This window comes from Pannonibacter phragmitetus (assembly GCF_050510895.1).
Taxonomy (GTDB): Bacteria; Pseudomonadota; Alphaproteobacteria; order Rhizobiales; family Stappiaceae; genus Pannonibacter; species Pannonibacter phragmitetus_B.
Genome location: NZ_JBNINT010000001.1, coordinates 3,587,956 through 3,609,885, shown reverse-complemented (window position 1 = coordinate 3,609,885; position 21,930 = coordinate 3,587,956). Strand labels below are relative to the sequence as shown.

General features: G+C 62.5%; 19 protein-coding genes, 1 tRNA gene and 2 pseudogenes. 10 read left to right on the top strand and 12 right to left on the bottom strand.

From position 1 onward, the window contains the following. Nucleotides 1-31 precede the first annotated feature (31 nt). The 10 genes and pseudogenes from rsfS to rplU form a co-directional block, all read right to left on the bottom strand. Complete coding sequence (rsfS, locus tag ACQB61_RS17305) at nucleotides 32-430, bottom strand: ribosome silencing factor (RefSeq protein WP_430513631.1); 399 nt, start codon at nucleotides 428-430, stop codon at nucleotides 32-34. 174 nt (nucleotides 431-604) lie between these two features. Continuing rightward, entirely contained in the window at nucleotides 605-1,249 is a 645-nt protein-coding gene (locus ACQB61_RS17300) for a nicotinate-nucleotide adenylyltransferase (protein WP_430513630.1), read from the bottom strand. A gap of 12 nt (nucleotides 1,250-1,261) precedes the next feature. Continuing rightward, nucleotides 1,262-2,542: a glutamate-5-semialdehyde dehydrogenase gene (locus ACQB61_RS17295; RefSeq protein WP_430513629.1), complete on the bottom strand. Its 1,281-nt coding sequence runs from the start codon at nucleotides 2,540-2,542 to the stop codon at nucleotides 1,262-1,264. Nucleotides 2,543-2,552: 10 nt separating this feature from the next. Beyond that, entirely contained in the window at nucleotides 2,553-3,704 is a 1,152-nt protein-coding gene (proB, locus tag ACQB61_RS17290; RefSeq protein ID WP_430513628.1) for a glutamate 5-kinase, read from the bottom strand. Continuing rightward, on the bottom strand, nucleotides 3,692-4,738 hold the full coding sequence (gene obgE, locus ACQB61_RS17285) for a GTPase ObgE (RefSeq protein ID WP_430513627.1): 1,047 nt from the start codon (nucleotides 4,736-4,738) through the stop codon (nucleotides 3,692-3,694). Before obgE ends, proB begins: the two co-directional genes overlap by 13 nt. Nucleotides 4,739-4,765: 27 nt before the next feature. After that, complete coding sequence (locus tag ACQB61_RS17280; protein ID WP_430513626.1) at nucleotides 4,766-5,332, bottom strand: GNAT family N-acetyltransferase; 567 nt, start codon at nucleotides 5,330-5,332, stop codon at nucleotides 4,766-4,768. Continuing rightward, nucleotides 5,332-5,901 (bottom strand): GNAT family N-acetyltransferase, encoded by a 570-nt coding sequence (locus ACQB61_RS17275; RefSeq protein WP_430513625.1) that lies wholly within the window; start codon nucleotides 5,899-5,901, stop codon nucleotides 5,332-5,334. The genes ACQB61_RS17280 and ACQB61_RS17275 overlap by 1 nt, the downstream gene beginning before the upstream one ends. Further along, nucleotides 5,898-6,503, bottom strand: coding sequence for a GNAT family N-acetyltransferase (locus ACQB61_RS17270; protein ID WP_430513624.1), 606 nt, complete (start codon nucleotides 6,501-6,503; stop codon nucleotides 5,898-5,900). Before ACQB61_RS17270 ends, ACQB61_RS17275 begins: the two co-directional genes overlap by 4 nt. Before the next feature lie 122 nt (nucleotides 6,504-6,625). After that, nucleotides 6,626-6,886: pseudogene (gene rpmA / locus ACQB61_RS17265) on the bottom strand (50S ribosomal protein L27); the annotation flags it as partial. 58 nt (nucleotides 6,887-6,944) lie between these two features. Then, nucleotides 6,945-7,319 carry a 50S ribosomal protein L21 gene (rplU, locus tag ACQB61_RS17260; RefSeq protein WP_430513623.1) on the bottom strand — a complete coding sequence of 125 codons (375 nt, stop codon included), beginning with the start codon at nucleotides 7,317-7,319 and terminating at the stop codon, nucleotides 6,945-6,947. A gap of 788 nt (nucleotides 7,320-8,107) precedes the next feature. Between rplU and ACQB61_RS17255 the strand changes: the two genes are divergently transcribed. The 7 genes from ACQB61_RS17255 to ACQB61_RS17225 all read left to right on the top strand — a co-directional run bounded on the left by ACQB61_RS17255 (nucleotide 8,108) and on the right by ACQB61_RS17225 (nucleotide 14,010). Further along, nucleotides 8,108-8,197, top strand: a tRNA-Ser gene (locus tag ACQB61_RS17255). Nucleotides 8,198-8,762: 565 nt separating this feature from the next. After that, nucleotides 8,763-9,746: a type I restriction enzyme HsdR N-terminal domain-containing protein gene (locus ACQB61_RS17250; protein ID WP_430513622.1), complete on the top strand. Its 984-nt coding sequence runs from the start codon at nucleotides 8,763-8,765 to the stop codon at nucleotides 9,744-9,746. A gap of 5 nt (nucleotides 9,747-9,751) precedes the next feature. Then, nucleotides 9,752-10,822 carry an HsdM family class I SAM-dependent methyltransferase gene (locus ACQB61_RS17245; RefSeq protein WP_430513621.1) on the top strand — a complete coding sequence of 357 codons (1,071 nt, stop codon included), beginning with the start codon at nucleotides 9,752-9,754 and terminating at the stop codon, nucleotides 10,820-10,822. A 46-nt stretch (nucleotides 10,823-10,868) separates the two neighbouring features. Further along, entirely contained in the window at nucleotides 10,869-12,200 is a 1,332-nt protein-coding gene (locus ACQB61_RS17240; protein WP_430513620.1) for a hypothetical protein, read from the top strand. Beyond that, a complete protein-coding gene (locus ACQB61_RS17235; RefSeq protein ID WP_430513619.1) occupies nucleotides 12,200-12,991 on the top strand; it encodes a hypothetical protein in 792 nt (263 codons plus the stop codon). The genes ACQB61_RS17240 and ACQB61_RS17235 overlap by 1 nt, the downstream gene beginning before the upstream one ends. A gap of 3 nt (nucleotides 12,992-12,994) precedes the next feature. After that, complete coding sequence (locus ACQB61_RS17230) at nucleotides 12,995-13,747, top strand: hypothetical protein (RefSeq protein WP_430513618.1); 753 nt, start codon at nucleotides 12,995-12,997, stop codon at nucleotides 13,745-13,747. Continuing rightward, complete coding sequence (locus ACQB61_RS17225; protein WP_430514403.1) at nucleotides 13,630-14,010, top strand: DUF4268 domain-containing protein; 381 nt, start codon at nucleotides 13,630-13,632, stop codon at nucleotides 14,008-14,010. The genes ACQB61_RS17230 and ACQB61_RS17225 overlap by 118 nt, the downstream gene beginning before the upstream one ends. A gap of 154 nt (nucleotides 14,011-14,164) precedes the next feature. On the opposite strand, the gene ACQB61_RS17220 is transcribed toward ACQB61_RS17225, so the two are convergent. Continuing rightward, nucleotides 14,165-14,782: a TetR/AcrR family transcriptional regulator gene (locus ACQB61_RS17220; RefSeq protein WP_430513617.1), complete on the bottom strand. Its 618-nt coding sequence runs from the start codon at nucleotides 14,780-14,782 to the stop codon at nucleotides 14,165-14,167. A 218-nt stretch (nucleotides 14,783-15,000) separates the two neighbouring features. On the opposite strand from ACQB61_RS17220, the gene ACQB61_RS17215 reads away from it, so the two are divergent. The 3 genes and pseudogenes from ACQB61_RS17215 to ACQB61_RS17205 all read left to right on the top strand — a co-directional run bounded on the left by ACQB61_RS17215 (nucleotide 15,001) and on the right by ACQB61_RS17205 (nucleotide 20,244). Continuing rightward, complete coding sequence (locus ACQB61_RS17215; protein ID WP_430513616.1) at nucleotides 15,001-16,074, top strand: efflux RND transporter periplasmic adaptor subunit; 1,074 nt, start codon at nucleotides 15,001-15,003, stop codon at nucleotides 16,072-16,074. After that, on the top strand, nucleotides 16,071-17,156 hold the full coding sequence (locus ACQB61_RS17210) for an efflux RND transporter periplasmic adaptor subunit (RefSeq protein WP_430513615.1): 1,086 nt from the start codon (nucleotides 16,071-16,073) through the stop codon (nucleotides 17,154-17,156). Before ACQB61_RS17215 ends, ACQB61_RS17210 begins: the two co-directional genes overlap by 4 nt. Continuing rightward, nucleotides 17,153-20,244 (top strand): annotated as a pseudogene (locus tag ACQB61_RS17205) (efflux RND transporter permease subunit). Before ACQB61_RS17210 ends, ACQB61_RS17205 begins: the two are co-directional and overlap by 4 nt. Before the next feature lie 91 nt (nucleotides 20,245-20,335). On the opposite strand, the gene murJ reads toward ACQB61_RS17205, so the two are convergent. Continuing rightward, nucleotides 20,336-21,871: a murein biosynthesis integral membrane protein MurJ gene (murJ, locus tag ACQB61_RS17200; protein WP_430513614.1), complete on the bottom strand. Its 1,536-nt coding sequence runs from the start codon at nucleotides 21,869-21,871 to the stop codon at nucleotides 20,336-20,338. Nucleotides 21,872-21,930 lie beyond the last annotated feature (59 nt).

Here is a 21,930-nt window from a genome sequence, read left to right as displayed (position 1 = left end):
TTTCACGCATCTGGCCGGGTCAGCTTTGGCCTTACTGCACGTCGTTCGCGTCGGCGGACCACATCTTCTCAAGATTGTAGAAGCCGCGGACTTCCGGACGGAAGACGTGGACAATCACGTCACCGGCGTCGATCAGCACCCAGTCACAGTGGGTCTGGCCTTCGATACGGGCATTGCCGAAGCCCAATTCCTTGATGTCACGCAGCAGATGGTCGGCGATGGCGCCAACATGCCGGTGCGAACGCCCGGAGGCGATCACCATGAAATCGGCCAGCGAGCTTTTGCCCGCGATGTCGAGGGAGACGATCTCTTCCGCTTTCGAAGCGTCGAGACTGGAAAGGATCGCGTCGATCAGTTTGCCTTTGGGAGCTACGTCCAAAGACGGCTGAGTGGGAGAGGACACGTGTGCCTCTCCGGAGTGCAAGGTCATGCTCAGGTGTTTCGCCTTTCGCCACAGGTTGGATAGGGATGCCCGGGCATCCCCGTTTCGCACCACAAGGACGGCAGAGTTTCAGACCCTGGATCTGCCATCTGCCCCAAGAATAGTGCTTCATATCTGTCATTTTCAAGACACATGCCGTGTCAGTGTTAATTCTTTGCCGTCTCAGCGCGCTTCCTTCTGTCTGGCGCGCAGGGCTGTTGAGGAGACCGGATCCAGCGGCGCATGGAGAAACACCCAGTGCGGCGGCTTCATGGACAGCGCCAGTGGCGCATCCACTTCCGCCAGCCGGTAACGGGCATAGGCCCGTGCGGCTGGTGCAAAGAGAGGTGACAGGGACGCGCCGGGGCGGTTGACCACGGCAACGGTGACCTGATTGAGAATTCCCCGCCAGTCCTGCCAGCGGTGGAAACTGGCGAGATTGTCCGCTCCCATGATCCATGCGAAGGAAAGATCTGGCCGCAGGCCCTTCAACCGCGCCAGCGTCTCAGCCGTATAGGCTGTGCGCAGCCGCGCTTCAATGGCCGTCACCTTCATGCGCGGATGGCGCGCAAGGGCCGCAGCCTGTTCCAGCCGCTGGCTCAGGGGCGCTAGGTCCGAATGATCCTTCAACGGGTTTCCGGGTGTCACCAGCCACCAGACCTGATCCAGCTTCAGCCGGTTCAGCGCCGTTTCTGCCACAAGGCGGTGCCCGGAGTGCGCCGGATTGAACGAACCGCCGAAAAGGCCGATCCGGTTGCCCGGCTCAGCATGCGGCAGTCTGGTCCAGCGGGGATCGGCCTCGAACCGGCCGGTGGCGGATGATGTCACGTCAATGGTCCGTTACGGGCGAAGCTGGCCTTTGCCGTGCACGCGGTATTTGAAAGAGGTCAGCTGCTCGACGCCCACAGGCCCGCGTGCATGCATGCGGCCCGTAGCGATACCGATTTCCGCGCCCATGCCGAACTCGCCACCATCGGCAAACTGGGTAGAGGCATTGTGCAGCACGATAGCCGAATCCACCTCGGCAAAGAAACGGCGTGCTGCCTCCTCGTCCTCAGTCAGGATACAGTCGGTGTGATGTGAGCCATAAGTCTCGATATGTTCGATTGCCTCATGCAGCCCGCCAACGATGCGCACGGAGAGGATCTTGTCGAGGTACTCCGTCGTCCAGTCCTCGTCCGTTGCTGCAATCGTGCCGGGGCACAGGTGCTGCACCTCTGCATCGCCCCGCACCTCGCAGCCCTTGTCCTGAAGCGCGGCGATGATGCCGGGCAGCAGGTCACCGGCGATGGCGCGGTCGACCAGCAGGGTCTCCAGCGCGCCGCAGATGCCAGTGCGGCGCAGCTTGGAATTGACGATCACATCCGTTGCCTTGGCCGGATCTGCCGCCTTGTCGAGGAAGATGTGCACAATGCCTTCCAGATGCGCGAATACGGGCACGCGGGCATCATTCTGCACGCGTGCGACAAGGCTCTTGCCGCCACGCGGCACGATCACGTCCACATTGCCGCCAAGGCCTTTCAGCATTTCGCCGACGGCATCGCGGTCCGCCACCGGCACAAGCTGGATGGCATCGCCGGGCAGACCGGCCGCTTCCAGCCCCTTCTGCAAGGCGGCATGAATGGCAAGGTTTGACTGCAGCGTATCGGACCCGCCGCGCAGGATCACCGCATTCCCAGCCTTCAGGCACAGCGCACCGGCATCGGCCGTCACGTTGGGGCGGCTTTCGTAAATGACGCCGATGACGCCGAGCGGCGTGCGCACGCGCTCGATCTTCAGTCCGTTGGGGCGCTCCCATGCGGAGATAACGCTGCCAACCGGATCGGGCAGGGCGCCAATGGCTTCAAGCGCCTGGGCAATGTCCTCGATCCGCTCCACCGTCAGGGTGCCGCGGTCCAGAAAGGAAGCCGTCTGGCCATTGGCGGTCATGGTCTCCACGTCCTGCGCATTGGCGGCAAGGATCGCGGGCGTTGCCTCGCGCACGGCCGAGGCCATGGCGCGCAGGGCGCGGTTCTTCTGTTCCTCTGGGGCAAGGCTGAGCTTGCGGGCTGCGGCGCGGGCACGCTTGCCCAGATCCGCCATCAGTGCCGTAATGCTGCTTGCTTCAACCTTGTCCTGCATCGGATGTTCCTTAGGCTTCTCTCTCAAACTGGGCGTCGTCCAGCGCCAGATCATCGCGGTGGATCATCTCGGCGCGGCCTGGATAGCCCACGATGGCTTCGATCTCACGGCTGTTGCGGCCCGCGATCATGCGGGCCTCGGCGGCGTCATAGGCAATAAGGCCGCGCCCCAGCACCCGGCCTTCCGGGGAGAGGATCTTGACCGTATCCCCGCGTGAGAAGCCACCCGAAATGTGAGTGACACCTGCGGGAAGCAGGCTCTTGCCGGACTTGAGCGCTGCAACGGCCCCTTCATCCAGCTGCACATCGCCGCGAGGCTCCAGATGGCCGTTGATCCAGGCCTTGCGGGCCGTTGCGGGCGTGGATGCGGCGAGAAACCACGTGCAGCGCACGCCTTCATCAATGGCGCGCAGCGGGTTCATGCGCTTGCCCGAGGCAATCGCCATCACCGTTCCGGCAGATGTTGCGATCTTGGCCGCGTCGATCTTGGTCTTCATGCCGCCGCGTGACAGCTCCGATCCGGCGCTGCCCGCCATCGCCTCGATTTCAGGCGTGATGCGAGGCACTTCGGGCAGGAACACGGCGTCCGGATTGGTGGCCGGAGGGGCGGTGTAGAGCCCGTCGATATCCGACAGCAGCACGAGACAGTCGGCGGTCGTCATGGTGGCGACGCGGGCGGCCAGCCGGTCATTGTCGCCGTAGCGGATTTCCGAAGTGGCGACCGTATCATTCTCGTTGATGATCGGCACCGCGCCCATGCGCAGCAGCGTGCCGATGGTGGCGCGGGCGTTGAGATAGCGGCGGCGCTCTTCCGTGTCACCCAGCGTCAGCAGAACCTGTCCTGCCTTCAGTCCCTTGCGGCCGAGGCACTCGGAATAGGCCTGAGCCAGCGCGATCTGGCCGACAGCGGCAGCCGCCTGGCTTTCTTCCAGCTTCAGCGGCCCGCGTGGCAGGCCGAGCACGCCGCGCCCCAGCGCGATGGAGCCGGAGGACACGACCAGCAGCTCGCAGCCCTTTTCAGCCAGCGCGGCGATGTCATCCACGATGGCTTCCAGCCATTCGCGCCGCAGCTTGCCGTTCTCGACAAGCAGAGCCGAGCCGATTTTCACAACAATGCGCTTGAACTCGCCAAGCTGCCGGGTTGCCTGCTTCACGGACGCCATCCCTCTTCAGGACGGGAGGGAACCTCGTTTGCGGCGTCCTCCTTGTCCTTGTCGATTGCTCTGATGATCATGCGCAGCGCCGTATCCACATTCTCGCGGCTGGCCGACGAGAGAATCAGCGGCTTGCGGCCGCAGGCTGCTTCCAGCGAGGCCGCCCGTTCGGCACGCAGCTCCGGCGACAGGGCGTCTGCCTTGGACATGGCGACGATCTCCGGCTTGTCTTCCAGCCCGTTGCCATAGGCCTCCAGCTCGCCGCGGACCACACGGTAGGCTTCAGCCGGATCTTCGACGCCCGAGCCATCGACCAGATGCAGCAGCACGCGGGTGCGCTCGATATGGCCAAGGAAGCGGTCGCCCAGACCTGTGCCCTCATGTGCGCCCTCGATGAGGCCCGGAATATCGGCCAGCACGAAGCCCCGTCCGTCCAGCTCGACCACGCCGAGGTTCGGATGCAGCGTGGTGAAGGGATAGTCGGCGATCTTCGGCTTGGCCGCAGATACGGACGCCAGGAACGTGGACTTGCCTGCATTGGGCAGGCCGACGAGGCCCGCGTCTGCGATCAGCTTCAGGCGCAGCCAGATCCACTTCTCGATGCCTTCAAGGCCCGGATTGGCATGGCGCGGTGCCTGATTGGTGGAGGACTTGAACTGGGCATTGCCGAAACCGCCATTGCCGCCGCGCAGCAGCAGCAGGCGCTGGCCGGGCTCGGTCAGGTCGGCAATGACCGTCTCGTTGTCTTCTTCAAGGATCTCCGTACCCACCGGCACGCGCAGCACCACATCGTTGCCCTTGGCGCCCGTGCGGTTGCGGCCCATGCCGTGGATGCCGGTTCCGGCTTTGAAATGCTGCTGGTAGCGGTAGTCGATGAGTGTGTTCAGGCCCTCGACGCATTCAACCCACACGTCGCCGCCGCGTCCGCCGTCGCCGCCATCGGGGCCGCCGAACTCGATGAACTTCTCCCGCCGGAAGGAGACGGCACCGGCGCCGCCATTGCCGGAGCGTACATAAATCTTGGCCTGGTCGAGGAACTTCATCTCATGTCCATTTCTGCTGCCCGCGCGTCAGGCATCACTAGATTCCATAAAACGCGCGCGCTCAAGGCGTGTGCGGATTGAAGCCGCCGCCGTGCCGGTGGCAAGACTGGCGCAAGTGCCGGTGCCCGTCTCGCGGAACCCGAGCCTGCGCAGCGCAGCCAGCGACGCGGCATTGCCTGTCATGACCTCTGCCTCCAGAGCCTCATGATCTGTGACGGCAAAGAACCAGCCAAGCGCAGCCTTCAGGGCTTCGCTCATCAGGCCCTGACCCCAGAAGGGGCGGCCAAGCCAATACCCGATCAGGGGGCTTGCGTGCAACTCGCGAAACGTGATCGAGCCAATGAGGGCATCATTCCGGTCAATGACCAGATTGACAATCGTCAGATCCGTCCCATCCATCGCCGCCTGCAGCCATGCTTGCGCATGGGCAGCCGTATAGGGATGCGGCACACGGGCCAGCGTGCGGGAGACTTCGATATCTCCCGCAAGCGTGACAATATCAACGGCATCGGAGGGCCGCGCCGGGCGCAAGGTCAGCCGGGGTGTGGCGAGCGGCAGGCCCTGCCATTTGCCGCTGCTGTCCGCCGCGCCCATCAGGCTGCTGCCTTGCGCTGGCGGAAGGCCTTGCCATCCAGCCGCACAACGATGTTGCGGACCTTGCGGTCCAGTGCCCTTGCATAGCGCTCGGTGATGGCTTCCGGCTGGAAACCAAGCTTGCGCAAAAGTGCCCGCGAGGCGGCATTTTCTTCGAACACCCGCGCTGCGACAGCGGGGCAGCCATGGGCGGCAAAGGCCCAGTCGAGTGCCGCCTCCGCGGCTTCTCCGGCATAGCCGAAGCCCTGGAAGGGGCGGCCCAGCCAGTAGCCGATGGTCGGGCAGCCTGCCGCTTCCGCCAGTTCGCCCGGCGCGTCGATCGCCATGACGCCGATGAAGACGCCGCCCAGCGTGATGGCGAAGACGGCAGCCTCCTCCACCGGATCGCAGGTCATGGCCCTGGCGGTGAAAGCTTCGGCCGAGCCCTCTTCATAGGGCCAAGCCATGCTTGTCAGCCAGCGGACAACCTCGAATTCCTGCCCGCACAGGCGGGCGATGGCTTCCGAGTCCTCTCCGCGCAAGGGGCGAAGGATGAGACGGCGGGTACGCAGTTCCGGCAAGCGGCTCATGACCGGCCTCCCCATTGCTTCAGCGAACGCCAGACGGAGCGCTCCAGCACGAAGCGCTCGATGGGCACATTGCCGCCAGCCCCCAGCGAACGGGCCATGCCCTGATCACGGTACTGGAAGCCGCTCTTGATCAGCACCCGGCGTGAAGCCGGGTTGGTGACCCGGCAGCTGCCGTGCAGTTCATACATGTCACCGTTGCTAAAGGCGTGATCGACCAGCCGGTGCAGCGCTTCTGTGGCAAAGCCGCAGCCCCAGAAGGGCTCGCCCAGCCAATAACCGACCTGGATCGGACCGCCGGGTTCGGCTGCGGCATACTTCGCCTGGCCGATGAAGCGCCCGGTGGCCTTCAGACGGATGGCGAAACTTGCGTAATGGGGAGTTGCCATCTGGCTCTTCTGCACCAGCGCCCGCGCATCCTCCAGAGCGAAGGGATGGGGCATGGTGGCCAGATGTGAGGCAATCTTGCGGTTGTTGGCGAGAAATACAATGTCTGCCAGATCGTCCTTGCGCGGCGTATCGAGCCGGACACGAACCCCTTCCAGCGGCATCCGGGCCGCAACCAGACTGCTTTCGTCTAAGTATCCTTCACTCTCGACAACCATAACTTCCTCCGGTCAAAGAAAAACGAAAAGGGAGATGGCGTCCCATCTCCCCTTTAACTTTGACCGGTTCACCAGAACCGCCGGGTCGATCAGGACGCCGGCGAACATGGTTTCACTCGGCTTTACTCCGCTGCTACCGCTGCCGGCAGCACGTTAATGAAGGTTCGGCCGTTGGATTTGGCCTGGAATTCCACTTTGCCCTCTACGGTCGCAAAAATGGTGTGATCCTTGCCCATGCCAACGCCGTTGCCCGGATGCCAGGTGGTACCGCGCTGACGTGCAATGATGTTGCCCGGAATCACGGCTTCGCCGCCGAACTTCTTGACGCCGAGGCGGCGGCCAGCGGAGTCGCGGCCGTTGCGGGATGAACCGCCTGCTTTTTGTGTGCCATGACGAAACTCCTCGTCTTTCGCTGTTCAAGTTGCGCTGAGGTGGCGGCGATTATTCGCCAGCAGCTTCCTCAGCCTTTGCCTTCTTGGTGGTCTTCTTCGCCGGCTTTGCGTCGCCGGTGGAGATGGCCGTCACCTTGACCAGCGTATAAGACTGACGGTGACCGTTGCGGCGCCGGGAATTCTGACGGCGGCGCTTCTTGAAAATGATGATCTTGCGGGTGCGGGCCTGGTCGACCACTTCCGCAGTCACGGTGGCGCCAGCCACGAGCGGCGCGCCAACGGTGGTCTCGGAACCGTTGCCGACCATCAGGACCTCTTCAAAGGTCACGGTGGCGCCAGCTTCGGCGTCGAGCTTTTCGACCTTCAGGAGGTCGTCCTGTGCGACGGTGTACTGCTTACCGCCGGTCTTGATCACTGCGAACATGTCTTGCACGTCCTTTTTTCGTTCTGTTGCCGTATCTCCCGGTCCCTCCCGCCAGTCAAAAACACGCCTCAGGCCTTTTGGCCCATGCCGGGATTTCTTTCCTGGGGAACAGCCAGCCCTGCGGAAAAACCGGCAGCAATGCTGGATGGTTGGAGGTTGGGAGACAGCACAATGCACAGAGCCTATTGGCCCCATTTCACTGAGCAGAGGCTGTATAACGCCGTGATAAAAGAAAAGTCAATCCGCAACCCGCCGCAAACCGCCATTTTTCCTGCTCCGGCAAACGGGGCAGGTATGGTGCGGCAGCTTTTCCCCGCTGCTGCTCTCCTGACCGTCAGGTGCGGCGCCGCCAGGACGCACCGGGTCGCCCCGGCCAAGCGCAGCGCGAGCCGGCGACTACTCGCTTGTAGAGAGGTGCCATCGTCCTGAGCCTTGGCAACGGGTTGCCGCCGGAAGCTCCACCGGCCGCTCCACCGGCCGCTCTGCGAATGAGTGGTTCCCGGATCTCCGCTGCGCTTCGTCCGGGACGGCGCCTCGTGTGCCGGTCCCGTACAGTCTGCACCGGGGCGCGTGCGGCTCCGGCAAGTGGCGTCTGCTGTCTTTCTTGCATGCGCCCCTGCCGCCGTACGGCCAGCGCCAAACACCTTCAACCCCTTGCCGCTCAAGGCTTTCTGCCGGTCCCGGCTGTGCATGGCAAAAAACCGGCAAAAGCCGAAATTGCCTCTTGCGGGGGTCGGAACGCTTGTCTATGTTCCGCGCCACTTGAGACCACGTTTGACGTGTGCCGCGGAGAGGTGCCGGAGTGGTTGAACGGGACGGTCTCGAAAACCGTTGTGCGGGCAACCGTACCGTGGGTTCGAATCCCACCCTCTCCGCCATTTTATTCGTCTGATTGGCTGCTATTATTATTTTAGCCTAAAAATGTACCTACCAAAATAATCTCACACTTCGATAAGCCTTGCTTTGCGGGCGCCGGAACGCTGGCCCGTACGGTCATGCGTCGCAACGTGCCGCCGTGGGTGTTGCCCGCCGGTGCCCAGCGGCTTTTGCGGCAGGAGTTCCGGCAATAGAGCGCGTCTTATTTAAAGTGGCCGGTCAGGCCATCGCCGCACCACTGGCAGCGCCACGACGCTCTGTGAAACCGGCAGCAGGCCAGTCTTCACCATCCTGCGCGACCGCCTCAACGGGGCGGAATTCGACCCCAAGGCGGCCTATGGCTACGCCTCGGACCTGATTCTCACCCGCTATAGGAGAGGTGCTGGGGCGACGGCAACGCAGCTGGGGCGCTATTGTGATTGAGGCGGTGTGCCACGCATTTGAAAAACCTCACGGATTGACCCTCCAGCCTTGTTAAAACGGCAATCTGGAGAGTAGAAATGGACAAAACAGGCCGGACGCCCAAGCGCGGGGGATCGTGGCGCAAGGAAGTGTGAGTTGTATCCAATGAATAAGATCGCGGCAGAATTCAGCGAATTCGTTTTGTTTTCCGAAGAAGAGGTTCGTGCGCTCGATGCCCGCGTGGTAATGCGCGAGAACCGGGGCAAGCAAGTGCCATATGTGACCTGCCTCGTCCGCGACAAGGAAGTGCAACTCAAGCCCGAGGAACGCACCCGCCAGCTTTGGCTGGCCCGCCTGATTGACAAGCTGGGCTATGTCCGGTCTCGCATCGCCATCGAATACCCGATCACCTTCGGGCGTGACAGTTCCAAGCGAGCCGACATCGTGGTGTTCGACGCTGACCGCCCGACCGTCCCCTACATCATCGTCGAGGTGAAGCAGGCCAAGTATAAGGATGGCAAGGAACAGCTTCGGTCCTACGCCCATGCCACCGGCGCACCGCTGGCCGTGTGGAGTGACGGCATTCTGGCCGAGGTCTGGCACCGCAAGAACCCCAATTACTTCATGCCGATCCATGAACTGCCCCGCGCAGATCAGACCATCGAACAGGTCGTGGATCAGCCCTGGACCATCCAGACTCTGATCGACCTTGAGGAAGAGCGGGTGAAGGAAGGCAAGTTCGCCCGCTCCCTGCGCGATCTGATCGAGGACATGGAAGACGAGGTTCTGGCCAACGCCGGGGTCGATGTCTTCGAGGAAGTCTTTAAGCTGATCTTCACCAAGCTCTATGACGAGATGAACTCGCACCGGCTGGGCAATGCCCTGCGGTTTCGCAACCAGAACACGGCGGCGCAGTTAAAGGTGGCGATCCAGAGCTTGTTCGACGAAGCCAAAAGGAAATGGCCCGGCGTCTTCCTTGACGATGAACGCATCCGTCTGTCGCCAGACCACCTGCAAGTCTGCGTCGGCTCGCTGGAAGAATGGAAGCTGTTCAATTCCAACCTCGACGTGATCGACGACGCTTTTGAATACCTGGTCTCCAAATCGTCCAAGGGTGAAAAGGGCCAGTACTTCACCCCCGCTGGGTGATCGACATGTGCGTCAAGATGATGAACCCGAAAGAGGGTGAGACGGTGATCGACACCGCCTGCGGCTCGGCGGGGTTCACCGTGCACAGCATGTTCCATGTCTGGCGGCAGATCATGCGGGCCATGGGGCGCGAGGAAAGCCACCTTTTCACCATGGAGGCCAAGCCGAACCGCTGCATCGACTATGTGCGCGACAACGTGTTCGCCATCGATTTTGACGAGAAAAGCGTCCGCGTTTCGCGCTGCCTGAACCTGATCGCGGGGGACGGCGAAACCAACGTCCTGCACCTGAATACGCTCGACTGGACGAAGTGGGACGAGACCGCAAAGCAGAACGAATGGCTCGACACCTACGGCGATGGTTGGCGGCGGCTGCGGAAGCTGCGCGTGAAGGAAAAGGGCGAGGCTGCAGACAGCCCCAGCTATCGCAGCTTCGGCTTTGATGTGCTGATGGCGAACCCGCCCTTCGCGGGGGACATCAAGCAGTCCGACATGCTCGCGCCCTATGATCTGGCCGAAAAGGCCAACGGCAAGCGCGAAACTGCCGTTGCCCGTGACCTTCTGTTTGTTGAACGCAACCTTGATTTCCTTCGGCCCGGTGGGCGGATGGCCGTTGTCCTGCCGCAGGGGCGGTTCAATAACTCGTCCGACAAACGGATGCGCGAGTTCATCATGGAACGCTGCCGCATCCTCGCCGTGGTGGGGCTGCACCCGAACACTTTCAAGCCGCACACGGGCACCAAGACCAGCGTCTTGCTGGTGCAGAAGTGGAATGACGATGCTTCCAAGGGGCCGCTGTGCCCGAAGGTCGAGGATTACGACATCTTCTTCGCCACTCAGCAGGTGGAAAGCGTCGATAACTCGGGCCGCAAGGTCTATCGCAAGAACCCGGACGGCACGTTCATGCGCGACACGCACGGCCATTTCGTCGTGTCGCATGACCTGTTCAACCACGATGGCCTGACCGAGGACGGGATCGCGGAAGCCTTTGAGGAATTCGCCCGCAAGGAGGGCTTCAGTTTTTTCCGGACGCCCCTTCGACCAAGGCCGCCTAATCGGTCTGTTGGAGGGGCTTGAAGCGTCGATACTGCGGCTATCCGCCGTAGGAGACCTAAACCCCGGATTGCGCTTCGACGCAGAATTCTTTTCTCGGCCAGCGATGATGGCATTGAAAGAAATTCGGCGTGCTCGTCACGACCCCTTGCGCGAATTGTGCGAAAAAATTCAGCATCCTATCGAAGTGGTGCGCGAGTATGAAGATGAGGGTCTCCTCACCGTTATGGCGAAAAACGTTCGGTCCAACCGCGCTGAAATGTCGGACCCGCGTTTCATGCCCTCGCAATTGCGCTCGGTCGTTGCTCGAAACAAGCTGAATAGGAATGACGTTCTTGTTACGCGGACGGGCGCGAACTTTGGCCAAGCCGCGCCATGGAAGGAGGACTTCGAGGCGTTCGCCTGTGCTGATATTCTCGTATTGCGGGAACCATCAATTCCGTCTGGATACCTAAGTAGTTTCCTTGAAAGTGCGAAGGGCAAGCCGCTTGTTCTTAGGGGTGGCTACGGCGCTGGCCAGCCGCACATTGCCCCGCCTTATTTGGCAGACATGCTCATTCCCCGCTTTGGCGCTCTCGAAGGGCGCGTTGATGCAGTTGTCGACAGATCGGTGCAGATGGAGGTTGGAGCAGCTTTGACAGTGCAGGCCGCCGAGGAGGTCTTGCTTGCCGCCCTCGACCTTGCCAACTGGACCCCACCCGAACCGCTCGCCTACACCGCCCGTGCGTCGGATGTCTTCGCCTCGGGCCGGTTTGATGCACAGTACTTCAGGCCGTTGTTCGCCGAGGTGGCAGGCAGACTTCAAGCAACGGGTAGGGCAGTCGAACTTGGCGCGATCCTTTCCGTTAATGCCAGAGGTAGGCAGCCGCAGTATGACGAAACGGGACTGCCTGTTATCAACTCAAAGCATGTCCGCACCCATCGCGTGATCCTTGAAGACAACAGAGCCGCCTCGGAAAGTGGTTCGCCAGTTATTATTGAGACTGGCGACGTGCTGTTGAACGGCACAGGGGTTGGAACCATTGGCCGTGCCGCGCCGTATCTGCATCAAACACGGGCACTACCAGACAATCATGTAACGGTGCTTCGGGCGGATGCCGTTGACCCGGTATATCTGTCGGTATTCCTGAACAGCCCGCTTGGGCAGTGGCAGATCGAGCGGCACATCAAAGGGTCGTCAGGGCAAATTGAACTTTACCCGACCGACATTGCCCGGATCATGATTTGGGACGCACCGGATACGGTGCAGCAGTCGGTAAGGGCCGCAATCCTGTCCGCATTCGATGAAGAACGCCGCGCCAATGACTTGTTGGAGGCGGCGAAACGAGCCGTCGAGATTGCGATTGAGGACGGGGAACCCGCCGCCATGGCCTACCTTGACCAAGCAGAGGGGGCGATCTGATGGCGCTGCCTCCCCACGCCGCCGACTGGATGAACCGTGCCGAAATCGACTACATCGGCCCCTTCGTCAAAGCCTGGGCCGCGTTCAATGCTTGGTTCCGTCATGCGTCGGCACAGGCGCAGGAACGGGCGATGCTGGATTGGGTCAAGGGTCAGCCGAACCCGGTTCGCCGTGGCGTCTTGGCTCTGCTGCGTAACGACAACGACACCGCAGAGGCGCAGGCGTTGAAATTGGCGATCTCGGACCTGCAAATCCGTCTGGATGATATCCATTTCGAAGTGACGCGGAAGGGCGTGAACGAGCAAATCTCGCTCCGCAGCGTCTGCATCGCGCCCAAGCATTTCAACCGCGAACGGATCGAGCGCAGCGGGCAGGAATACAAAGCCGAGAAGATTGCAGGCGGGAACATCCAGATCACTGTCACCTCGGTTCGCAGTGGCAACCTGAAGTTCCAGCATGTGCAGGCGCAATATGAACCCAACTTGGTCTATGGCCACGCCGACTTTGCCGCGAACCTGTCGGAAGCCCAGCAAACGACCCTGCGGCAGTTCTATGACGGCTGCAACCCGCGCCCCATGCGCGACCTGCTTCGCGGCGGGGCCGACCGCCTGCAAGTTGGGGCCATGGAGTTTCAATGCACGCCAGAGGAATTGCTCTCAGGGCTGATCGAAACGATCTACGCCATGCGCAACGCCCTGTTGCACGGGGAAGTGGACCCCGACCCAAGGGTGCTGGCCTGCTACGAACCGGCCTATCGGATCGTGATGATGTTTCTGGGCTGCGTGAGGTAAGCGATGCGGTTGGGCAAGATCGAAACCGTCGATATTCGCACCGTCTGGCGCAACGAGGCCGGGGATTTCACCCCATGGCTGGCGCAAGAAGAGAACCTCGCGGCGCTTGGCGAGGCGCTGCATTTGGGCGAATTGACGCTGCAATCGACGGAACTCAGCGTCGGGGATTTCTCGGCGGATATCGTCGCGGTGGACGAGGGCGGGGCACAGGTTCTGATCGAGAACCAGCTTGAACCGACCGATCACCGCCACCTTGGGCAGGTGCTGACCTATCTCGCGGGGCTGGGTAACAACGAGGCAACCATCGTTTGGGTCTCGATCCGGTTCCGTGAAGAGCACCGTGCCGCCATCGACTGGCTGAACCGCAGCACCGTCGACGGCTATGACTTCTTTGGGGTGGAGATCGAGGTGCTGCGGATCGGGGGCAGTGACCCGGCCCCTCGCTTCAACGTGGTGGCCATGCCGAACGACTGGGCGCGACAGGCAAGGCAGGCTGTGCGGCGGGCTTCCAGCGAGGCTGTAAGCGAGACAGGGGCACTGTATCAGGAATACTGGCTGGCGATGCGCGAGGTCTACGAGGCATCGGGGAGAAGCATCGCTTCCCCAAGGCATGGCCGCGCCAGTGGCTGCCGTTTCGGATCGGTCGCACCGGGTTCCAGATTTCCGCTGTGGCGAACCGAACAGAAAAGACGCTGCGTGTCGAACTTTATATGCGGCAGAAGGGAATGCCACCCAATCAGGCGTTCAATGCGCTGATGGCCGAGCGTTACATCATCGACACGGCCTATGATGGGGCTTTGGATTGGCAACCTCTACCCGACCGGGTGGCGGCCCGGATCGCTGTTCACCTTCCCAATGCCGATGTGGCGGATCGGGCTGACTGGCCCCGCCAACATGCATGGATCGTGGGCGAGCTTGCCAAGTTCCGCCGCGTGTTTGCTGATCGAGTAAAGGCATTGCGGCTTGACGAGGTTCCGGGCGGCGATGATGCAGACGCAGACCTACACGAGCTGGCTTAAACCTTGGAGCCAGCTGTCCCATGAATTTCGGCGTGGCGACGATTTGGCCTTGGGAGCGAAACGTCTAGTCGCCCGACATTTGACGTGATTTTTTGCTGGCCCCTCCCTTTAGCCGAAGCCCCTCAATGGGCCAGCGCTTGCAGCTCCCCGCCCTCTACGCCCGCAACCCCGCCATCACCAGATCCAGATGCCCGGCGATGTGGGTGTCGAGGTCGATGGGCTGGCGGCCGGCGAAGATGAGCTGTTCGACCATCATGGCCAGCACTGGACTTGCGATGACGCTGGCGGTGGCGGCGGGGCTCTTGCGGAATTCGCCTGAGGCGATGCCTTCGTCGAGAAGGTGCTGGATCTGCTCCATCAGCGGATTGATGAACTGGTCGTGGTGCATGTCGATGACCTGCGGAAAACGGCTGCTCTCCGAAATGACAAAGCGCATCAGCTCGCGCATTTGCCGGTCCGTCACCACCTTCTCATAGCAGAGCAGAATGAGCTGTCTCAGTCTCTCCGTGCAGGTGCCGGTGAGGCTGCGGGTCTCTGCTGCCAGATCTTCCAGCGGCACCGCGATGTGATTGAGCATTGCGGTGAAGAGCTCGTCCTTGGTGGGAAAGTAGACATAAACTGTGCCCTTGGTCACGCCGATGCGCTCGGCGATGTCTTCCACCCTTGCGGACGTGAAGCCGTGTGTCACAAATTCCTCAAAGGCCGCATCCAGAATCTGGGCGGGGCGCAGGGCCTTGCGTTCGGCGCGGGTCAGTTTGGCCTTTGGCGTCATTGTTCCAGGTCCGGATCTCTGTCTTGGCGCAGCATCTATATCAAGGCTTTCGATGCTGACGCATCGCGCCTTGAAGATGCTCAATCGCCGCACGGGCTTAGCCACGGCTCGATGAGGCAAGCTCATCGAGCCGTGGCATTTACCTGATTGCTGTTTTTTTCATTGACCTTCGAGTCAGTCAATAATAATTTGCCGCATCTTTTTAGGAAGGGGCGATCATGCGACGGATAGCCACACATTTTCTCTGGCCGCTTGCTGCCGGCTTTCTGGCGGCCTGCGGGCCGCAGGATGAGCCGCAGCAGAAGCCGGACCGGCTGGTTCAGGTGACGAAGGTGCACGAGGTCTCCGTTCCGGACCGTGTGACGGCAACAGGGGAGATCCGCGCCCGCGTGCAATCGAACCTCTCCTTTCAGGTGACGGGCCGGATCATCGCGCGGCTGGTGGATGTGGGAGACCGGGTCAGCGCCGGGCAGGTGCTGGCACGGGTTGATCCAAGCGAGCAGCAGGCGGATCTGGACGTGGCGGTTGCCTCGCTCAACTCCGCGATGGCTGAACGCACGCAGGCGCAGCAAGCCTTCGACCGGCAGCAGCGGCTGTTTGAAAGCGGTGTGACCACGCGAGCCTCGCTCGACAGTGCCCAGGAGCAGCTGACGCGGACTCAGGCCAATGTGGAAGCCGCGCAGGCGCAAGCTGGCCGGGCGCGCGAAGCGCTGGAGCGGACCAGCCTCAAGGCCGATGCAGACGGGGTCATCACCGCCCGCAGCGCCGAAGTGGGGCAGGTGGCACAGGCCTCGCAGCAGGTCTTCTCCCTAGCCCATGACGGCCCGCTGGACGTGGTGCTCAATCTGGATGAATCGGTCTTTCTGGACCGCAAGCTGGAACCTCTGGTGCTGGTTTCGCCCTTGAGCGGCGGCACACCGGCCAAGGCGGTCATCCGCGAAATTTCTCCGGCCATTGACCCGTCCACCGGCACAATCCGGGTGAAGATGCAGCTTGAGGACAGCGCCGCCCTGCGTCTTGGCAGCGCGGTGACGGCCACCTTGAGCTATCAGCCCGTGCCTGTGATCGAACTTCCAGCCGCGGCTATGGCATCGGATGGCGGGCGCACGGCTGTCTGGGTGGTGGATCCGGCAGAGCGCAAGGTTTCGCTGCGCCCGGTCGAGGTGATGGCCTATAGCAGCAGCGCCTTTACGGTCGCCTCAGGCGTCACGGCGGGGGAGCTGGTGGTCAGCAATGGCACCAAATTCCTGAGCCCCGGCGAGATCGTCAGTTTTGAGGAGGCCGCCCAATGAGACGCGCAGCCAGTCTTTCGTTCCTGCTGCTGGCCGGTATTTCGCTGGCCGCATGCAATCCGCATGAAGCTGGAGAGGCGGCACCGGTGCGCCCGGTGCTGTCCGTGCGGGTGGAGGAAGCGCCTGCCACCCGTCTGACCCTGCCCGGCACTGTCGCCGCGCGTGTCGAGACGGACTACGGGTTCCGCGTGCTCGGCCGCATCGTCACGCGCAATGTGCAGACGGCCGATATCGTCCGCAAGGGCGATGTACTTGCCACCATTGATCCGGTGTCGCTGGAACTGGCGGTGAAAAGCGCCCAGTCCGATCTGGTCAATGCCAATGCTCAACTAAGCAATGCCATCACCACCGAGGCGCGGCAGAAGACGCTGTTCGAGCGCCAGTCTGGGGCTCTGGCAACTTTCGAGACGGCGGAGCAGGACCGCAAGATTGCCGAAGCGGCGGTGGCAAGGGCCAAGGCCAATCTGGACAAGGCTCAGGAACAGCTGGGCTATGCCCGCCTGCTGGCCGAGTTCGACGGGGTTGTCACCGGCACATCGGCGGAAGTGGGGCAGGTCGTGACGGACGGGCAGACTGTGGTGACGGTGGCCAAGCCGGACGAGCGCGATGCGGTGATCGACGTGCCGGAGGACGCCAGTGGCAAGTTGAAGCCGGGCGCTGTCTTTGATGTGGCCTTGCAGCTGGACCCAAGGGTGCAGGCGAAAGGCATCGTGCGCGAAATCGGCCCGCAGGCTGACGGCGCCACCCGCACCCGGCGTGTGCGCCTGACACTGGTGGACCCGCCCGAGGCATTGCGGCTGGGAGCCGTCATCATGGCCTTTGCCGATGTCCATTCCGAGGCCCGTTTCTGGCTTCCGGCATCCGCCATCCGTGCGGACGGGGATACGCGGTCGGTGTGGGTGGTGGACGAGGCTGCCGCCAAGGTGGTCTCCCGCCAGGTGCGTCTTGACGAAACGGCAGCCCAGGGCGGCCGGGTTGCAGTGCTGCAAGGTCTTGAGGCGGGCGACCGCGTGGTCGTGGCTGGTGTGAACATGCTCACGGAAGGCCAGGCCATTCGAATTGATCAGGAGACGGTCAAGTGAAGAAGTTCAACCTCTCTGACTGGGCGCTGGAGCACCGTTCTCTCGTCTGGTACTTCATGATTGTCTTCCTGCTGGCTGGTGTCTTCTCCTACATGAACCTTGGCCGCGAGGAAGATCCGAACTTTACGATCAAGACCATGATCGTCAGCGCCCAGTGGCCCGGCGCCTCTGCGGAGGAAATGCGTCTGCAGGTGACGGACCGGATCGAGCGCAAGCTCGAGGAACTGGAGGCACTGGACTTTACCCGCAGCGAAACGCGGGCGGGCCAGACCACAATCTTTGTGGAGCTTCTGCCGACAACGAAGGCAAAGGACGTCACCGGCAACTGGGTGCGCGTCCGCAACATGATCAATGACATCCGGGGCCAGTTCCCCAGTGGCGTGCAGGGGCCGTTCTTCAACGATTCCTTCGGCGATGTGTATGGCAACATCTTTGCCTTCACGTCGGACGGGCTGACCCAGCGCCAGCTGCGCGATCTGGTGGAAGATGCCCGCGCCAAGCTGCTGACGGTGGAAAATGTCGGCAAGATCGACATTCTGGGCGCGCAGGATGAGGTGATCTACCTGGAGTTTTCCACCCGCAAGATCGCTGCGCTCGGCATCGACCAGCGGGCAATCATCGAGACCTTGCAGGCACAGAACGCGGTTACCCAATCCGGTTTCGTCGAGGCGGGGGCCGAGCGGATTGCCCTGCGCGTCAATGGACAGTTCACCTCCGAAGAAAGCCTGAAGGCGATCAACCTGCGTGTGAATGACCGGTATTTCCCGCTGGCAGACATTGCTACGGTCAGGCGCGGCTATGTGGACCCGCCGTCTGAGCTGTTCCGGTTCAACGGCCAGCCAGCCATCGGCCTTGCCATTGGCATGAAGGCGGGAGCCAACTTGCTGACCTTCGGCGAGGAGCTGGAAGCCGAGCTGCAACGCGTCATCCGGGATCTGCCGGTCGGCGTGACCGTGTCTCAGGTCTCGAACCAGCCCAAGGTGGTGGAGGAGGCCGTCTCCGGCTTCACCAAGGCCCTGTTCGAGGCGGTGGCCATCGTCCTGGCCATCAGCTTCATCAGCCTTGGCATGCGTGCCGGTCTGGTGGTGGCTATCTCCATTCCGCTGGTGCTGGCCATCACATTTGTCTTCATGGAATACACCGGCATCTCATTGCAGCGTATTTCGCTGGGCGCGCTGATCATCGCGCTGGGCCTGCTGGTGGATGATGCCATGATTGCGGTGGAGATGATGGTGTCGCGCCTGGAATCAGGCGATACGCTCAGGAAAGCGGCCACCCACGTCTACACCTCTACCGCCTTCCCGATGCTCACCGGAACGCTGGTGACGGTCGCCGGCTTCATCCCCATCGGCCTGAACAGCAGTGCTGCCGGTGAGTTTACGTTCACGCTCTTTGTCGTCATCGCCGTGTCGCTGATCGTGTCCTGGATCGTGGCCGTTCTGTTCACGCCTCTCCTTGGTGTGACAATCCTGCCGAAGACGATGAAGGCCCATCACGAGAAGAAAGGGCGGATGGCTTCGCTGTTCGCCTCGCTGCTCACGCTGGCCATGCGCTGGCGCTGGATGACGATCCTGCTCACCATGGCTGTCTTCGGGGTGTCGGTGGGCGGCCTCGGGCTGGTGCAGCAGCAGTTCTTCCCCGCGTCTGACCGTGTCGAGCTGATCATCGACTGGAACATGCCGCAGAACACGACCATTGCCGAAACAAACCGGCAGATGGCGCAGCTGGAGCGTGAGAAGCTGGCTGGCAACGAGGATGTGGAGCATTGGTCGGCCTATGTGGGGCAGGGGCGCCGCGCTTCATCCTGTCCTATGATGTGCAGTCCGCCTCGCCCTGGTTCGGCCAGATCGTCATTGTCACAAAGGACCTTGAGGCCCGCAACCGGCTGCGCGCAGATCTTCAGGCCTATGCGGCGAAGACCTTCCCGGGCAGCGATGTGTTCGTGAAGCTTCTCGACATCGGGCCTCCGGTGGGCAAGCCCGTCCAGTACCGCATCAGCGGTCCGGACGTGCAGCAGGTGCGTCAGCTGGCGCAGAAGTTTGCAGCGGTCATCAACAAGCACCCGCTGCTGTCCAACCTGACCTACGACTGGAACGAACCCATTCGTGTGGTGAAAGTGGACGTGCTGCAGGACAAGGCCCGCCAGCTCGGCATATCCTCGCAGGATATTGCCTCGGCGCTGGGCAGCATCGTGCAGGGGTCTTCGGCGACCCAGGTTCGGGACGATATCTATCTGATCGATGTCGTCGGCCGCGCCCAGGCCTCCGAGAGGGGCTCTGTCGAGACTTTGAAGAACCTGCAACTGCCCAGCAGCAGCGGCAAGTCCATCCCGCTGTCAACGGTCGCCCGCTTCCGCAACGAGGTCGAGCAGCCGCTGATTGCCACCCGCGACCGCATCCCCACCATCACGGTGAAGGCTGCCGTGATCGGACCGACCCAGCCTGCGACGATTGTCGAGCAGCTGAAGCCGCAGCTGGAGCAGTTCCAGAAGGAACTTCCGGCAGGTTACAACATCGAAATAGGCGGCTCGGTGGAGTCCAGTGCCGAGGCGCAGGGGCCGATTGCTGCTGTGGCCCCGCTGATGCTGTTCATCATGGCCACGATCCTGATGATCCAGCTGCAGAGCTTCAGCCGCCTGTTCCTGGTGTTCGCCGTGGCGCCGCTCGCTCTCATCGGCGTGGTGGCGGCGTTGCTGCTCAGCAATGCGCCGATGGGCTTCGTCGCCATTCTCGGCGTTCTGGCCCTCATCGGCATCCTCATCCGCAACTCGGTGATCCTTGTGGTGCAGATCGAGCATTTGCGGGAGGAGGGTATGCCTGCATGGAAGGCGGTGATCGAGGCGACTGAACACCGCATGCGGCCGATCATGCTGACGGCCGCGGCAGCGACGCTTGCGCTGATCCCGATCTCCCGCGAGGTGTTCTGGGGGCCGATGGCCTATGCCATGATGGGCGGCATCGTAGTGGGCACGGTGCTGACGCTGCTGTTCCTGCCCGCACTCTACGTAGCCTGGTTCCGCATTCCGCGTGACGACAGCCCTGCAGAGCCGCAGGACGGCGGGCACAAGGACGGCGCTGCGCATACCTGAGGCACAGCAGGGAACAAGGCAGAGAAGCTGAAACAGAACGGGCGGCCAACCGGAAGACTGGCCGCCCGTCTGCGCGTCCGGGATTGAGAACTCAGCGCCTGCGGCGGCGCAGGAAACCACGTGCGGGGTAGAGGACCACCGCATAGACGGTGAGGGCGGCGCCTGCCAGCAGCGTCAGCGTGGCAAAGGGCGCGAGTGCCCCCAGGCTTTGCGGCAGCAGGCTGGAGAAAAGCACCAGCGTCTGGTTCTGCAGGAGCATCAGGCCTGCCATCAACACCGTGCCCGTGAGCAGCAGACCGGTCAGCCGGGAGGGCGGGGTGCCCATGTAGTCGCGGTGGCGTGCCGTCAGATAAAGCCCCATGGCATAGATCCACACGCCTGCCGAAGTGCCTGCTGCAAGGCCTGCTGCCTCCCAGGGGCCGGAGAGGGTGGCTTTCAGGGAAACATTCACCAGCGTTGCCACGGCAAGGATCTTCAGCGGCGTCACCATGTCGCCGCGCCCGTGGAAGGAGGCAACGAGGGAGCGCACGGCAAGGGCGGCCGGCAGGCCGAGCGAATAGGCAAGCAGCACCGCGCCTGCCCCGGCGGTCGCACTGGCATCAAAGGCTCCGCGCTGGAAGAAGGCGGCAATGGCAAGTTCTCCGAGCCCTGCCATCAGCACTGCCACCGGCAGCCCGACGGCAAGGCAGATGTTGAAGGCCTGATCCATGGTGGCGCGCAGCTTCTGCCGGGCTTCGTCCGTCTCCGCTGCGGCGCCCCGGCTCACTTCCGGCAGCAGCGCTGTTCCAAGAGCAATGCCGATGACGCCCAGCGGCAGCTGATACAGCCGGTCGGCATAGTAGAGGTGCGAGAGGGCGCCAGAGGGCAGGAAGCTGGCAAGGATCGTGTCTGCGAAGATGGCGATCTGAACGACGCCCGAGGCGAGCAGCGCAGGCCCGAGGCGGCGGAAAAACAGGCGCACGCCCGGATCCAGCTTTGGCAGGCAGAAGCTCACGGAGAATTCGCTGCGGAAGGTGGCTGCCGTCAGCAGCAGAACCTGCGCAATGCCGCCCGCCAGCACGCCCCAGGCTGCTGCGCTGCCTGCATCGGGGAAGTGGCTGACGGCCAGCAGCGTGCCAATCATGGCGATGTTCAGAAGCACAGGTGCAGCCGCTGCCGCAGCAAAACGCCGCTCCGCATTCAGCACGGCCGACAGCAGCACCACGATGGACATGCACAGGAGATAGGGGAAGGTGATGCGCGTCAGCTCGATGGCCATGGGCCGGGCCGGATCATCAGCGCCCAGCCCCGGCGCCAGCAGGGTGATCAGTGTTCCCGTGGCCGCCCAAGCGAAGGCGAGCAGCGCCAGATTGGCGAGCATCAGCCAGGACAGGATCTGCGAACCGAAATGGCGCGCCTTGTCCGGCCCATCCTTCTCCAGTGTCGCGGCATAGGTGGGCAGGAAGGCTGCGTTGAAGGCTCCTTCGGCAAAGATGGCGCGGAAGTGGTTCGGCAGGCGGAAGGCCAGCATGAAGGCATCGGCAATGGGGCCTGCGCCGAGCACGCCGGCCATGATGAGGTCGCGGATGAAGCCGAGCAGCCGGCTCAAAAGGGTCAGTCCGCCGATTAGGCCAAGGCGACGCAGCATGTCTCAAGGTTCCGCACATCAGGCCGGACACGGCGCCCGGCTGCGGCGTGCTGCTTACC